9 protein-coding genes and 1 pseudogene are annotated in these 14,988 nt (G+C 59.5%); 7 read left to right on the top strand and 3 right to left on the bottom strand.

Annotated features, from left to right (window positions below):
• The first annotated feature begins 129 nt into the window (after positions 1-129).
• The 6 genes from lon to cmoB all read left to right on the top strand — a co-directional run bounded on the left by lon (position 130) and on the right by cmoB (position 6,298).
• Positions 130-2,547 (top strand): endopeptidase La, encoded by a 2,418-nt coding sequence (lon, locus tag PSJE_RS14870; RefSeq protein ID WP_090453276.1) that lies wholly within the window; start codon positions 130-132, stop codon positions 2,545-2,547.
• Positions 2,548-2,733: 186 nt separating this feature from the next.
• The gene (locus PSJE_RS14865) at positions 2,734-3,192 is read left to right on the top strand and encodes a hypothetical protein (protein WP_090453275.1); all 459 of its coding nucleotides are present in this window, start codon (positions 2,734-2,736) and stop codon (positions 3,190-3,192) included.
• Between the two features lie 189 nt (positions 3,193-3,381).
• Entirely contained in the window at positions 3,382-3,774 is a 393-nt protein-coding gene (locus PSJE_RS14860) for a protease inhibitor I42 family protein (protein ID WP_090453274.1), read from the top strand.
• Positions 3,775-3,776: 2 nt separating this feature from the next.
• Positions 3,777-4,412 carry a lysoplasmalogenase gene (locus tag PSJE_RS14855; protein WP_057716259.1) on the top strand — a complete coding sequence of 212 codons (636 nt, stop codon included), beginning with the start codon at positions 3,777-3,779 and terminating at the stop codon, positions 4,410-4,412.
• Between the two features lie 189 nt (positions 4,413-4,601).
• Complete coding sequence (cmoA, locus tag PSJE_RS14850) at positions 4,602-5,345, top strand: carboxy-S-adenosyl-L-methionine synthase CmoA (protein ID WP_008053199.1); 744 nt, start codon at positions 4,602-4,604, stop codon at positions 5,343-5,345.
• Complete coding sequence (gene cmoB, locus PSJE_RS14845) at positions 5,342-6,298, top strand: tRNA 5-methoxyuridine(34)/uridine 5-oxyacetic acid(34) synthase CmoB (RefSeq protein ID WP_057716261.1); 957 nt, start codon at positions 5,342-5,344, stop codon at positions 6,296-6,298. The genes cmoA and cmoB overlap by 4 nt, the downstream gene beginning before the upstream one ends.
• A gap of 105 nt (positions 6,299-6,403) precedes the next feature.
• Here the strand turns inward: cmoB and tadA are convergent, their stop codons facing one another.
• Both tadA and PSJE_RS14835 read right to left on the bottom strand, forming a co-directional pair.
• On the bottom strand, positions 6,404-6,901 hold the full coding sequence (gene tadA / locus PSJE_RS14840; protein WP_090453272.1) for a tRNA adenosine(34) deaminase TadA: 498 nt from the start codon (positions 6,899-6,901) through the stop codon (positions 6,404-6,406).
• Positions 6,901-8,277 carry a multicopper oxidase family protein gene (locus PSJE_RS14835; RefSeq protein WP_090453270.1) on the bottom strand — a complete coding sequence of 459 codons (1,377 nt, stop codon included), beginning with the start codon at positions 8,275-8,277 and terminating at the stop codon, positions 6,901-6,903. Before PSJE_RS14835 ends, tadA begins: the two co-directional genes overlap by 1 nt.
• A 190-nt stretch (positions 8,278-8,467) precedes the next feature.
• Between PSJE_RS14835 and PSJE_RS32215 the strand changes: the two are divergent.
• Positions 8,468-13,177 (top strand): annotated as a pseudogene (locus PSJE_RS32215) (membrane-targeted effector domain-containing toxin).
• 190 nt (positions 13,178-13,367) lie between these two features.
• Here PSJE_RS32215 and guaA read toward each other — a convergent pair.
• Complete coding sequence (gene guaA / locus PSJE_RS14825) at positions 13,368-14,945, bottom strand: glutamine-hydrolyzing GMP synthase (protein ID WP_008053207.1); 1,578 nt, start codon at positions 14,943-14,945, stop codon at positions 13,368-13,370.
• Positions 14,946-14,988: the final 43 nt, after the last annotated feature.

Raw genomic sequence — 14,988 nt, 5'->3', positions numbered from 1 at the left:
GCCGCGAAATCCAGCTAACCTGTCTCTGCGCTGACCACACCTGCGAAACACCGCGTCGCAGAAAATGACCGTTGAAACCACCGCCAACCTGCCCCATCTAAGACCCATACCCATTGCGCAGGTGCCCCCATGAGCGACCAGCAGGAATTCCCCGAAGACCCGAGTGAATACGCCGATCCGGAAAACGCCCAGCAGCACAAACCTGGCAAAGGCCTGGCCCTGCCTGGCCAGAACCTGCCGGACAAGGTCTACGTCATCCCGATCCATAACCGACCGTTCTTCCCGGCCCAGGTGCTGCCGGTCATCGTCAACGAAGAACCGTGGGCCGAAACCCTCGATCTGGTCAGCAAATCCGATCACCACTCCCTGGCCCTGTTCTACATGGACACGCCCCAGGAAGACCCGCGCCATTTCGACACCTCGGCCCTGCCGCTCTACGGCACGCTGGTCAAGGTGCACCACGCCAGCCGCGAAAACGGCAAGCTGCAGTTCGTCGCCCAAGGCCTGACCCGCGTACGCCTCAAGACCTGGCTCAAGCACCACCGCCCGCCGTACCTGGTGGAAGTCGAATACCCGCACCAGCCCACCGAGCCGACCGACGAGGTCAAGGCCTACGGCATGGCGCTGATCAATGCGATCAAGGAACTGCTGCCGCTCAACCCGCTGTACAGCGAAGAGCTGAAGAACTACCTCAACCGCTTCAGCCCCAACGATCCGTCGCCGCTGACCGACTTTGCCGCCGCGCTCACCTCGGCCACCGGCAGCGAGTTGCAGGAAGTGCTCGACTGCGTGCCGATGCTCAAGCGCATGGAGAAAGTCCTGCCGATGCTGCGCAAGGAAGTCGAAGTCGCGCGCCTGCAAAAAGAGATTTCCGCCGAAGTTAACCGAAAAATCGGCGAACATCAGCGCGAGTTTTTCCTCAAGGAACAACTCAAGGTTATCCAGCAGGAGCTGGGGCTGACCAAGGACGACCGCAGCGCCGACCTCGAACAGTTCGAGCAGCGGCTGGTGGGCAAAGTCCTGCCGACGCAGGTGCAGAAACGCCTCGAAGAAGAAATGAACAAGCTGTCGATCCTCGAGACCGGCTCGCCGGAATATGCGGTGACCCGCAATTACATCGACTGGGCGACCTCGGTGCCGTGGGGCGTGTACGGCGAGGACAAACTCGACCTCAAGCACGCGCGCAAGGTACTGGACAAACACCACGCCGGCCTCGATGACATCAAGGACCGTATCCTCGAATTTCTCGCGGTCGGCGCCTACAAAGGCGAGATCAGCGGTTCCATCGTATTGCTGGTGGGCCCGCCGGGCGTGGGCAAGACCAGCGTCGGCAAATCCATCGCCGAATCCCTGGGCCGGCCGTTCTATCGCTTCAGCCTTGGCGGCATGCGCGACGAAGCCGAGATCAAGGGCCATCGCCGCACCTACATCGGCGCGCAGCCGGGCAAACTGGTGCAGGCGTTGAAAGACGTCGAGGTGATGAACCCGGTGATCATGCTCGACGAAATCGACAAGATGGGCCAGAGCTACCAGGGCGATCCGGCCTCGGCGCTGCTGGAAACCCTCGATCCGGAACAGAACGTCGAATTCCTCGACCACTATCTGGATCTGCGGATGGACCTGTCGAAAGTGCTGTTCATCTGCACCGCCAACACTCTGGATTCGATCCCCGGCCCGCTGCTGGACCGGATGGAAGTGATTCGCCTGTCGGGCTACATCACCGAAGAAAAAGTCGCCATCGCCAAGCGTCACCTGTGGCCCAAGCAGCTTGAGAAAGCCGGTGTGTCCAAGGGCAGCCTGAGCATCAGCGACAGCGCGCTCAAGGCGCTGATCGACGGTTATGCCCGTGAAGCCGGCGTGCGCCAGCTGGAAAAAAACCTCGGCAAACTGGTGCGCAAAGCGGTGATGAAACTGCTCGACGAACCGAAAGCCGTGATCAAGCTCGGGCCGAAAGACCTGGAGGCTTCACTCGGCAAACCGGTGTTTCGCAACGAGCAGGTGCTGGCGGGGGTCGGCGTGATCACCGGGCTGGCCTGGACCAGCATGGGCGGTGCAACCCTGCCGATCGAAGCCACGCGCATCCACACCCTCAACCGTGGGTTCAAGCTCACCGGGCAATTGGGTGATGTGATGAAAGAGTCGGCGGAAATCGCCTATAGCTATGTCAGCTCGCACCTGAAGTCCTATGGCGGCGATCCGAAATTCTTTGACGAAGCCTTCGTCCATCTGCACGTGCCGGAAGGCGCCACCCCGAAAGACGGCCCGAGCGCCGGCGTGACCATGGCCAGCGCCCTGCTGTCGCTGGCACGCAATCAGCCACCGAAAAAAGGCGTGGCCATGACCGGCGAACTGACGTTGACCGGGCATGTATTGCCGATTGGCGGGGTGCGGGAAAAAGTGATTGCGGCGCGGCGGCAGAAGATTTTCGAACTGATTCTGCCGGAGGCCAACCGGGGGAATTTCGAGGAGTTGCCGGAGTATCTGAAGGAAGGGATTACCGTGCACTTCGCCAAGCGCTTTGCGGATGTGGCGAAGGTGTTGTTCTGATTAAACAGTGTGATTTCGAAATGGTCAGGCTCGTAACCTGACCATTTTTTCGAGGCCAGCAATAACTCAAAATACATAATTAATAGGTTTGTAATCCTATCAGAACAGAGAGTACATCCAGGCACTTCGGCTCTATATCCTCAAGGTTCAAATCATTCGTGCGAGAAGCACAAAGGAGAGAACCCCATGGATATCAAACAACGAAGAAATCTTGTCGACGAGCGCATTGATGACAATGTCAAATTTCGCCGTTGCTGCCCAAACAACCACTTGAATGCAACCCTTCAGAATCGTGAAGACTTCCGGTCCGAAGAATTTTTCGCCAGCGTCGGAAACAGGGAAATCCTCGCTATTTTCAAGGCCGGAGAAAAAAACACCCCACTCGACCGGGCCTTTGACATTTACATGCCCAAGCATATCGAGACGGGAACATACACACTGAACTCTCCGGACCATTTGATAGAAATTGCCTATACCGAAAACTTCCCTGCCTACACCAGCCATTGGGCATTGGAAGGTGTCATGAACTTGACCGTGAGTAACGAAACACAACAGTACTCTGGCAACGTCGTTATGAAGTTCAAAGATCTGCATGGCATCGAATTTACATCAGAAAGCGATTTCTGTTTTTCTCTTGTGAGTTAACCGTTAAGCACTACCAGTAAATATTTTCTTTATCCCGAGCAGGTCGCTCTCACGAGGTTACCTCTACCCCCTGTGTGTGGCCCGCTCGCGATAGCGTCAACCCTGCCCCCCCATTGCGGGCGACTGTCACACTTTGTCTCATCTCGGTTATGCTCGCCGTTCGTCGTGAACGCCGGAGCCACTGACCACATGTCCCCCATTCGCCTGCTTGTCCCCCTCGCCCTCGCCTTGCTGGCCGCGTGTGCCACGCAACCGAAACAAAACGTGACCGTGGAAAAACAAAGCGAATGTCCGGTGAAACTCACCAACGGGCAAAACCTGATCCTGACCCTGCCGAGCAATCCGACCACGGGCTATCGCTGGGCGATCCAGGATTCGGCTGGTGGCGTCTTGCACACCCTGGGGCCAGAGGTTTATCGAAACCCGGAAGATGCCGGCATCGTCGGCGCGGCCGGGGTCTCGACCTGGCGCTTTCAGGCGTTTGCGACCGGCACCGGCCGCTTGCGCCTGACCTCGCAACAGCCGTGGGCGCCGGAAGTGCTGCCGGTGGATTCGTTCGACTGCGCGATCTCGGTCAACTGACCGTGGGCTGGCTGATTCTGGCGCTGATGGGCGCAGTGACCTTCCTTTATGGCCTGAGCGTGCATGCGTCCCTGCTGTGCCTGCTGGTCAAGCCGCTGCCGGTGCTGGCCCTGCTTGGCTGGTTGCATGACGCACCACCAGGCGAATATCGGCGCTGGATCAGCCTGGGGTTGATTTTCTCCCTGGTCGGCGACGTGTTGCTGGCATGGCCGGGGGATTTGTTCGTGTTCGGCCTTGGGGCGTTTCTGGTTGCGCATCTGGCCTATCTGAAAGCGTATTTGAGCGATTGCCGGCGCCTGGCATTGCTGCCACTGGTGCTGGCCCTCGGCGTCGGCGCCGTCCTGCTGGGGATTCTGATTTCCAACGGCCTCGGGCCATTGTTGGTGCCCGTGATTGTCTATGGCACGGCGATCAGCGCCATGCTCTGGCGCGCCCTGGCCCGACTCGGGACCGATGTGCCCAAACGCTCGGCGCTACTGGCGGCGGCAGGTGCAGTGGCATTCGTGTTCTCCGACAGCGTGATCGGCATCAGCCGCTTCGTGGTGCCGTTCGACGCGGCGCCGTACGTGATCATCCTCAGCTATTGGCTGGGGCAATGGGGCATCACGGCATCGGCGTTCACTCAGAAACCGCGCTGACCCCATCGCGAGCAAGCTCGCTCCCACAGGTATTGCACAGCCCTTGTGGGAGCGAGCTTGCTCGCGATAGCAATATCACTGAACACACAGACTTTGCAGGCTGCTTGGCGGTTTATCAGACAACCCGCGCATCCCCGCGCCAACTTGGCTAAAATGCCGGCCTTTTCCACCTACACCGCTGGAACCGCCGTGAGCAAAGAACCCGATCGCCTTTTCGCCCAGCCTCTGGCCCAGGTGCCTGACTTCGCCTTCAACGAGGACGTGGTGCGGGTGTTCCCGGACATGATCAAGCGCTCGGTGCCGGGTTATCCGACCATCGTCGAAAACCTCGGCGTGCTCGCCGCGCAGTTCGCCCAGCCGGGCAGCGTGCTGTATGACCTGGGCTCGTCGCTCGGTGCCGTGACCCAGGCCTTGCGCCGACACGTGCGCACCGATGGCTGCCGGGTGATCGCTGTGGATAACTCGGCGGCGATGGTCGAACGCTGCCGCGAGTACCTCAACGGGCAGGATTCGATGTTCCAGGAGTTGCTGCCGGTGGAGGTGATCGAAGGCGACATCCTCGCCCTGGAGTTCCAGCCGGCCTCGGTGGTGGCGCTGAACTTCACCCTGCAGTTCATCGCCCCGGACCAACGCACGGCATTGCTGTCGCGCATCCGTCAGTCGCTGTTGCCCGGCGGCGCCCTGATCCTCTCGGAAAAACTGCGTTTCGAAGACGAGCAGGAACACGCGTTGCTCACCGACCTGCATATCGCCTTCAAACGCGCCAACGGCTACAGCGAACTGGAAATCGCCCAGAAGCGCAGCGCCATCGAAAACGTCATGAAGCCCGACAGCCTCGAAGAACACCGCGAACGCCTGCTGGCCGCCGGGTTCTCGAAAGTCGTGCCGTGGTTCCAGTGTCTTAACTTTGCCTCGTTGATTGCCTTGCCATGATTGATCTGTCTCCCCTCGCCCGCCGTCTGGCCGGCACGCCGCTGGCCGAATGGGCCAACACTCTGCAAGCGCAACTCGACAAGAAAATGGAAAAGGGCCATGGCGACCTGGAACGCTGGCAAAGCGCGCTGGACGCCCTGCCGAAGATCCAGCCGAGCGAAGTCGATTTGCTCAATGGCTTGAAGCTCGATACCGATTGCAGCGACGAGACCCGCGCGCAAATGCGTACCGCGCTGATGGGCCTGTCGCCATGGCGCAAAGGGCCGTTCGACCTGTTCGGCGTGCACGTCGACACCGAATGGCGCTCGGACTGGAAGTGGTCACGGGTCGCCCCGCACCTGAACCTGAAAGGCAAGCGCATCCTCGATGTCGGCTGTGGCAACGGATATTACATGTGGCGCATGCTTGGCGCCGGCGCGGACAGCGTGATCGGTGTCGACCCGAACTGGCTGTTCTTCTGCCAGTTCCAGGCGGTGCAACGCTACCTGTCCGAGCCGAACGCCTGGCACCTGCCCTTCCCGTTCGAAGACCTGCCGCCGAACCTCGAAGGGTTCGACACAGTGTTTTCCATGGGTGTGTTCTACCACCGCCGTTCGCCCATCGAACATTTGTTGGCGCTGAAGGATTGCCTGGTCAAGGGCGGTGAGCTGGTGCTGGAAACCCTGGTGGTCGAAGGCGACAAACATCAGGTGCTGGTGCCGGAGGACCGCTACGCGCAGATGCGCAACGTGTGGTTCCTGCCGTCGGTGCCAGCGCTGGAGTTGTGGTTGCGACGTGCCGGGTTCACAGACGTGAAGTGCGTGGACGTGAGCACCACCACGATCGAGGAACAGCGCGGGACGGAGTGGATGAAGTATCAGTCGCTCAGTGACTTCCTCGATCCGGAAGATCACAGCAAGACCATTGAAGGGCTGCCGGCGCCGATGCGGGCCGTAATCGTCGCCAGAAAGTAACGCAAGAACCTGTAGGAGCGAGCTTGCTCGCGATGGTGTGTCAGTCGACACCACTTAGCCTGACACGCCATCGCGAGCAAGCTCGCTCCTACAGGGGGGCGGTGTTCAGTCTGAAGGTTTTGCGCGCCGGGCCTTGAAGAATTCACTGAGCACCGCCCCGCATTCCTCCGCCAACACCCCGCCTTCATACAACACCCGATGATTCAAAAAGCCCTGGGTAAAGAACTGCCCCTGGCTCTGCACAATCCCCGCCTTGGGCTCCAGCGCGCCGTACACCACCCGGGCAATCCGCGAGTGCACGATCAGGCCCGCGCACATGCTGCACGGCTCCAGCGTCACGTAAAGCGTACTGCCGGTTAGTCGGTAATTGCTGACGGCCTGGGCGGCGGCGCGGATTGCGACCATCTCGGCGTGGGCGCTGGGGTCGTTGCCACTGATCGGGCAGTTGAAGCCGCGACCGATGATTTCCCCATCCTGGACCAGTACCGCACCCACCGGCACTTCGCCGAGGGCCGCGCCTTGGGCCGCCAGTGCCAGGGCCTCACGCATGAATTCGCGATCACGACTGCGGTCGATGATGGCGGCGGGACGAATCTGACGCATCACGCCACCTCGATAGCGGCCATCAGGCCGGTTTCCATGTGATCGATCACATGGCAGTGGAACATCCATACACCCGGATTATCCGCCACCAACGCTACCTGCGCGCGCTCGTTCTTGCCCAGCAGGTAGGTGTCGGTGAAATACGGAATGACCTTGTGCCGATTCGAGGCGATGACCTTGAAACTCATGCCGTGCAGGTGAATCGGGTGCTGATACTGGGTCATGTTTTTCAATTCGAAAATGTAGCTCTTGCCCTTTTCCAGTTTGGCGATCGGGCGGTCGGCACAGGTTTTGTCGGTGATGTCCCAGGCCTTGCCATTGATCTGCCACAGGCTTGGCGGCTTGCCATTATCGACGTTCACCGACACCGAACCGACCCATTCGAAATTGAAGTTGAGTTTCTCGGCATTGGCCAGGTCCGGCTCGGCCACCGGGTTGGCGGGCAGCGCGGGCGGCCACTCGGTCGGGGCGTCGGTGTTGGCCACCGAACGCAGCGTACCCAAGCGCACCGGGCCGTTGCGCAGGGACAATTCTTCACCGGCCGGCGGCGCCTTGATCGCCAGGCAGATACGCATGCCGGGGCCGAGCCAGTATTCCTTGCCTAGCGGGCGCGGTTCGATGGGGTTGCCATCGAGCGCATAGATCTGCGCTTCGACGCCGGGAATATTCAGGCGATAGGTCAAGGTGTTATCGAGGTTGAGCAAACGTACACGGGTGATCTGCCCGGCCGGCAAATCAATCACCGCTTGCGCGATGCCGTTGATGGTCGACAGACGCCCCGCCGTGCCGCCACGGGCCGCTTCCCGGGGAATACTGAAGTCGACGAAAGCGCCCTGCTCATCGATATGCCAGTTCTTCAGGCTCAAGGTTTTTTCGTACTTGAAGCCGGTGGGCTCACGCTCCTCGACAATCAGCGGGCCGACCAGGCCGCGACCGAGTTCCTCGCTGCTGCTCACATGGGGGTGATACCAGTAGCTGCCGGCATCAGGCACGCGGAATTTGTAATCGAAGTATTCGCCCGGCAGCACCGGCAGCTGCGAGACGTAAGGCACACCGTCCATTTCCAGCGGCAGACGGATGCCGTGCCAGTGGATGGTGGTGGCGACCGGCAGGTGGTTGATGAAACGCACCCGCAGCCATTCACCCTGGCGCACCCGCAACTCGGTGCCCGGCGCCGAAGGGCCGAAGGCCCAAGCCTGGGTCTTGTGCCCGGCTACCAGTTCCACGTCCAACGGCGCCGCGATCAGCTCGTAGTCGTGGCCCGCCTCGGCGTCGGCCATCTTGCCCAGCCAGTAGCGCGACGCGCCCCCAGCACCGACACCAACGACAACAAGACCGGCCAGGCCACCGAGGATTTGGCGACGGGTAAACGACATGAACTCAACTACCTCACGTATCAGCGACAGGCCCGGGGGCCTGCAAAAGGCGAATACGATACACCTGCAACTGCGAAACGGTAAGGGTGACCTGTGGCCGCACATCAGCTGTGGGCATAACTATGTAGTGCACTTGCCTTGAAAAAACCGGCCATCCTCGACATCCCGTTTTCTCAAGGAAAGAGAGTGCATGAACCCGAACGAAACACGCCCGCTGCCCAATGCCGCCGACAAGGCCGCGCTCAAGGCGATCGCCACCACCGTGATCCAGACTTGCCCGAGCCTGCAAGACACGGCGCACGAAGTCGCCAGCGACTTACTGAAAAAATCCGGCATTACCGACCTCGATCCGGATCAGGTGTACTTCCACCGTTTCGACACAGCCGAAAGCAGTTCGAAAACGTTCACTGGTTGGGAGCATGTCAAAGCAACGCCGACGTCAACCACGACCCTGACACAGCTGGTGATCCAGCGCTTTCGCACCAGCGATCAGGACAACGCCGACCTGCTTGACGTCTATGCAGGCTTTTATACCGCCGGCCCGAACGCCGGGAGGTTCAACGAAACCAACGAAGTACGCCTGCACGGCAACGAGGTGCTGAAGGCGTTCTGGAACATCGATTTCAGCACGCTCTATACCGACAAATTGACCGCGTTCTGGAAGCAGTCCGGCACCGACTTCCGAACCCTGGCCAAATGCAATTTTCTGATACAAGCCGTAAAGGCCAGGGACAAACGGCAGTTGAGCGACGATGACTTTCAGTTCGTCACTAACGCCGTAATGGGTCCGATCAACTGGCCTGTCGACCTGCAGATGCTGCGGGCTCAGCACCCTTGCGCCGACATTGTTCGGGCTCTGGACGTCGACGGGTACCTTGCCACCAACATCCTGCGTTTCGTCGCACCCAAGGGGTGCCAGATCGTGTATCTGCCCGGTGAAAACGTCGCTTTCAAAGTGCTGGAAACCGCGACGGACATGCACTACTGGATGTTGCAGCAGATGAACGAAGAAGAGGCTCGCCGAGGCTTCATGACGCATTTTTCCTTGGCCGATCGTCAAACCATCGACAAGAACATCACCGATATCATGAACCGGCTGGTCAGCACTTGGGGCAAGTACGACCATCACCTGATCAATCAAAAAAACCAGATCATCACCGGCGACGCATTCAGCTGGTTGAGCAACTCGACCAAAAGCGCAATGTTTGCCGAAGCCGAACTCTCGCTGACGTCCAATGGCGATCTGCGCAAGAAACTGTGGATCGGTTACCTCAGCGCCGGTTTAAAAGTATTTGGCCCCATGGCGGTGGTCGGTTGGCCGATTGCCCTGCCGGTGGTCGGCGCCAGTATCGCCAGCCTGGGTTTGAACATCGATCAGGCGGTCAATGGCAAAACCGCCAAGGAACGCAAGGCCGGCGTTCTTGGCGCCGTGCTCAGCGGTATCGATTTGCTGTTCAACCTCCTGGTGCTCAAAGGTCCGGGATCGCTGGAGGAAATCGGCCCGGACATCGACGCCGCCGAAGCCAAAGAAATGGCTGATCTGATTGAATCAACCACACCTGCCGAAACCGCCGGGTCGAAGGTCGGAACCATCGAAGGAGAATCAGAGGCTGTCACGGGCTCGACTGAGGACAGGCCAGCGTCATCAGTGCCAGACTCCTTCAGGATTAATGATGTGCTCAGCGATGACGCCCTGGTTCGTGAGTCAGGCAAGTTCCAGGGTACATATCGGCTCGCCTCGAATCCTTCGTCCGCCATCAAACTCAACGGCAACGCCTATTACGTGCGTTATGAAAACAGCCTCAACGGGCGTGGGTACTGGGCAATCATCGACCCGGCCAATCCCGACTCTTTCACGGATTCGATTCCAGTACGGTTTATGAATGATTCGGGAGAATGGGAAGTCGTTCCCAAACTGGGCCTCAGAGGCGGGATGCAAGCAGCGGACGCCGCCTCCCCCGCCGTCGAGGAGTCGTCACAACGGCCAGGCGTTCACGTGCCGGGCCTTGACGACCCTGAAATGCGGGCATGGGCGCTGGGTGGACCCGACGTACGCAGCCCGTTCAGACGGATCTGGTCAGTGGCAGACATCGACGTCCACAGCGTACTCATGTCCGATGCCAACCAAGAGGTCATCACCCTCAGCGAATTCGAGATGGCCCAGGAATAACCTCGTCGCAACCTGATCAGCGACGCCAGGGCCTGGTACGAGCTTCACCCACCGACACCGAGCCAACCGGCGTCCTCTGCACAAGCGTTTGCCACGCCTGGCGAACTGTTTGAAGCGACCTACGCGGAAAAACCGGGCCTGGTCGTCGGCGAGAGCCGGGGCAGCATCGGCAGCAAACAGTTCCTGATCGAAAACATGCCAACGCTCGCGCAACATGGCGTCAAGACCCTGTACTTGCAGGAGCTGCTGGCCAACGTCAATCAACTCGAATTGGACACCTTCGCGCGCACCGGTGAAATGCCCGCCGAGCTGGAAAACTACCTGAAAAAACTCGACATAAAGGCCGGCAACGACCCAACAGGCCAATTCAATCTGCTGGCGCTGGTCAAAGCCGCCAATACCCAACAGATCCGGGTTCAGGCCCTCGACATGTCGACGACCTACAACATCAACAAAGAAGCGATTAACTGGGAATCCGATTACCAGATGGCCAGGAGTTTTTTTGCCAGCGAGGTCATCCGGTTCAACGAAGCATTGAAAGAACCGGCCAAATGGGTTGCCTTGGTCAATCAGGAAAACATGGCGACATTCAGAGGCTATCGCGGCATTAGCGAACAGACCGATGCCCTGAGCATTCGTATCGATGACGTAGCGCCGGGGCAAGCGCAACCCATCAACTCCGATCCGGGGTTGGCTGTGGAGCATGCGGACTATCCGGATTCCCCTGTTTTTTACGTATCTGATGGCATGGACTTCGACAGCGTCCATGCACTGATCAAAGGCGACTGGCGCGTGCAGATGCAAACCCCGTGGGCATACAGGACCCCGCAACAACTGCGAGCGCTGCTGCCTGAACCGGGGATGTTCACCTTCCAGCGCTACCGCAGCAGCGTCCTTGTGGTTTATCGCAATGCCAACAACGGGATGGCAGACAGCGTCATCAGATCCACGCCGGGTGGAAGGCTGAATCTGGATACCCCGCTTCGGCCAGCCTACGAGTCCATGACAGTGGACAACCTCGAAGAACTCAAGCAAGCGTTGGTTGCAAAGGGCATGAAGCCCATGGGCTGGCCCGTCGAGCTGGCAAGTGAACTCGATTCACCCTTGTCAGGAACCTCTCAACCCATCGAAATACCGGACCACTGGCAAGCCAATGAACTGCTCGAGGGGCAGACACCCGTGAGTGAAGCCGGGAAATTCCAGGGCATCTATCAACTCGACTCCAACCCCGCCACTGCGATCTTGCTCGATGACAGGGCTTATTACGTGCGCTACGAAGCCGATCCCAACGGAGGCGGCACCTGGGCCATCATCGACCCTGAAAATCCCAACGCGTTTTCAGGTTCACTCCCTGTGCGTCTCAATGCCGAGGGCGAATGGGAGCTGACACCCCGAGCCGGGCTCAGGGGTGGTGGAAACCGGCATCCGGGCGGGTCCCGCGTTCCGCCGTCTACATCTGCTCCGGCCTCTACGCCTGCTCCCGCCTCTGCGTCTGCCTCTGCTCAAGAGCCAACACAGGCCATCCTGCGCCGCCCGGCCACGCAATACGATGCAACTAACCGATTCAGTATCAGACTACTGGCGATGGGCGAGAGAGAAACCCATATCAAACTGGTCCGTCAGCCAGACGGAAGCTTTCGCGCAGAGTCCACTTACGCACGATACGTCGCGGCCCCGCGCGCCACGCTGTCACAAGACGCCCGTCAATTCTTTTCCCGCAGTGGATTTTTCGCTTCATTACCCCCTCGTCCGCAGCTTCCAGTCGTGACGCCATCAACCACTGCCGCAGAACTGCTCCCGAAGATATTTGAAGCGGCACCGGGCCTGGTCATCGGTGAAAGCCAGGACCGCATTGCCAGCATGCGGTTTCTCATCGAGAACATGCCGATCCTTGCCCAACAGGAAGTCAAGACGATCTATTTCCATCGCCTGCTCAACGACTTCAACCAGGTGGAACTCGATCAATTCTTCAAGACCGGGTCAATGCCCGATGATCTCAAGGCGTATTTGCAAAAGCTGAAAAGCGATCCCTCCGGCAGATTCACCCCGCTTGAAGTGGTCAAGGCGGCTCAACAAAATGGCATTCGGATTCAGGCAACCGACTGCCTGGCCAGTTACCGTTTCCCCGGCCCATCACTTCCCGACATGCATGAGCAAGCCATCAAGACCTACCTCACCCACACCATCATGGAGGCCGACAAAACGCTCAACGGAGCGGGCAGATGGGTGGTGCTGACGGATCAGGAAAACATCAACACCTTTCGTGGAATGTCCGGCATCAGCGAAATGCAGGGCGGTATTGGTTTGCGTATCGAAGAAGTGCTGCCGGAAGAAAGCCTGCTGATTGAAACGGATCGAGGCATTGAGGTAGGCCGCGGCTTTGCCACCCAACCCGAATTAACCGACGGAAACTTCGACACCTTGCACGCTGACTTGAGCTTGCAGATGCCACTGCCGTTGCTTGAAAAGACACCGGAAGCACTTGATCGACTGCTATATCGGCAAGGCATGTTCACTTTCGAGAAATCGAACGGAAACTGGACACTGATTCATCGCAACAGACTCGGCCAAGTGGTCCGAACGATGGTCGAGCGCACAGCTGACGGCAGCTACCTGATCAATCGCCCCGCATGGACCGACGTGAATCAGGTGCCTTATGCCAGCATCGACGAGCTGTCCTGGGGTCTTAGCCGTATGGGCATGAACCTCGAAGGGCGCTTGCCGGTGTAAATCAAGCTACTCGCGATGGCGGCGTGTCAGGCGCGGGAGATGTTGGATGTGCTGGCCTCATCGCGAGCAAGCTCACTCCCATAGGGGATTTGGGGCGAACACAACTGAAACGCAAGAAGCCCCGGGTCTCACAACCCGGGGCTTCTTTTTGTCGCTATCGTTTTGAGCCTGCGTTCACAGGCTCATACGATCATTCCCACTCAATGGTCGCTGGCGGCTTGCTCGACACGTCGTAGGTGACGCGGGAGATGCCTTCGATTTCATTGATGATGCGGCCGGAAACGGTTTCCAGCAGTTCGTAAGGCAGGTGTGCCCAACGCGCGGTCATGAAGTCGATGGTTTCCACGGCACGCAGGGCCACGACCCAGGCGTAACGACGGCCATCACCCACCACGCCAACCGATTTCACCGGCTGGAACACTACGAACGCCTGGCTGACCTTGTGGTACCAGTCGGCCTTGCGCAGTTCTTCGATGAAGATGTGGTCGGCGCGACGCAGCAGGTCGGCGTATTCCTTCTTCACTTCACCGAGGATGCGCACGCCCAGGCCCGGGCCCGGGAACGGGTGACGGTAGACCATGTCGTACGGCAGGCCCAGTTCCAGGCCCAGACGACGGACCTCGTCCTTGAACAGCTCGCGCAGGGGTTCAACCAGCTTGAGGTTCATTTCTTCCGGCAGGCCACCCACGTTGTGGTGCGACTTGATCACGTGGGCCTTGCCGCTTTTCGCGCCAGCCGACTCGATCACGTCCGGGTAGATGGTGCCCTGGGCCAGGTACTTGATGTTGTCCAGCTTGCAGGATTCGGCATCGAACACGTCGATGAAGGTACGGCCGATGATCTTGCGCTTCTTCTCCGGGTCGGCTTCGCCGGCCAGATTACCGAGGAACTGCTCTTCGGCGTTGGCGCGGATCACCTTGACACCCATGTTCTCGGCGAACATGGCCATCACTTGCTCGCCTTCGTGCAGGCGCAGCAGGCCGTTGTCGACGAACACGCAGGTCAGTTGGTCGCCGATGGCTTTGTGCAGCAGCGCGGCAACCACGGACGAGTCCACACCGCCGGACAGGCCGAGCAGGACGTTGTCGGTGCCGACCTGGGCGCGAACCTGGGCGATGGCGTCTTCAGCGATTTTCGACGGGGTCCACAGGGCTTCACACTCGCAGATGTCGAGGATGAAGCGCGACAGGATGCGACCGCCCTGCTTGGTGTGGGTCACTTCCGGGTGGAACTGCACGCCGTAGTAACGACGCTCGTCGCTGAACATGCCGGCGATCGGGCAGCTCGGAGTGCTGGCCAGGATGTGGAAGTCTTCCGGCATGCGGGTGACCTTGTCACCGTGGCTCATCCACACGTCGAGGCCGAACAGGCCATCAGCGTCGATATGGTCTTCGATGCCGTCCAGCAGGCGGCTCTTGCCGACTACATCAACACGGGCATAACCGAACTCACGCAGCTCGGAACCTTCAACCTTGCCGCCCAGTTGCTCGGCCATGGTCTGCATGCCGTAGCAGATACCGAAGACCGGCACGCCCAGGTCGAAAACGGCTTGCGGGCAGCGAGGGCTGTTGGCTTCGTGAACCGACTCTGGGCCGCCGGCGAGGATGACGCCTTTAGGAGCGAATTCGCGGATCGCATCTTCGTCCATGTCGAACGGGTGCAGTTCGCAGTACACGCCGATTTCACGCACGCGGCGGGCGATCAGCTGGGTGTACTGGGAACCGAAGTCGAGGATCAGGATGCGGTGAGCGTGAATGTCGAGGGCCATGATTCAGTCTCGTCTAAAAAATTCGGAAACAGTCGTGATTCAG

The organism is Pseudomonas jessenii (assembly GCF_002236115.1).
GTDB classification, from domain to species: domain Bacteria; phylum Pseudomonadota; class Gammaproteobacteria; order Pseudomonadales; family Pseudomonadaceae; genus Aquipseudomonas; species Aquipseudomonas jessenii.
Note: the sequence above shows the minus strand (reverse complement) of the source record. Positions and strands in the feature narration are given on the sequence as shown.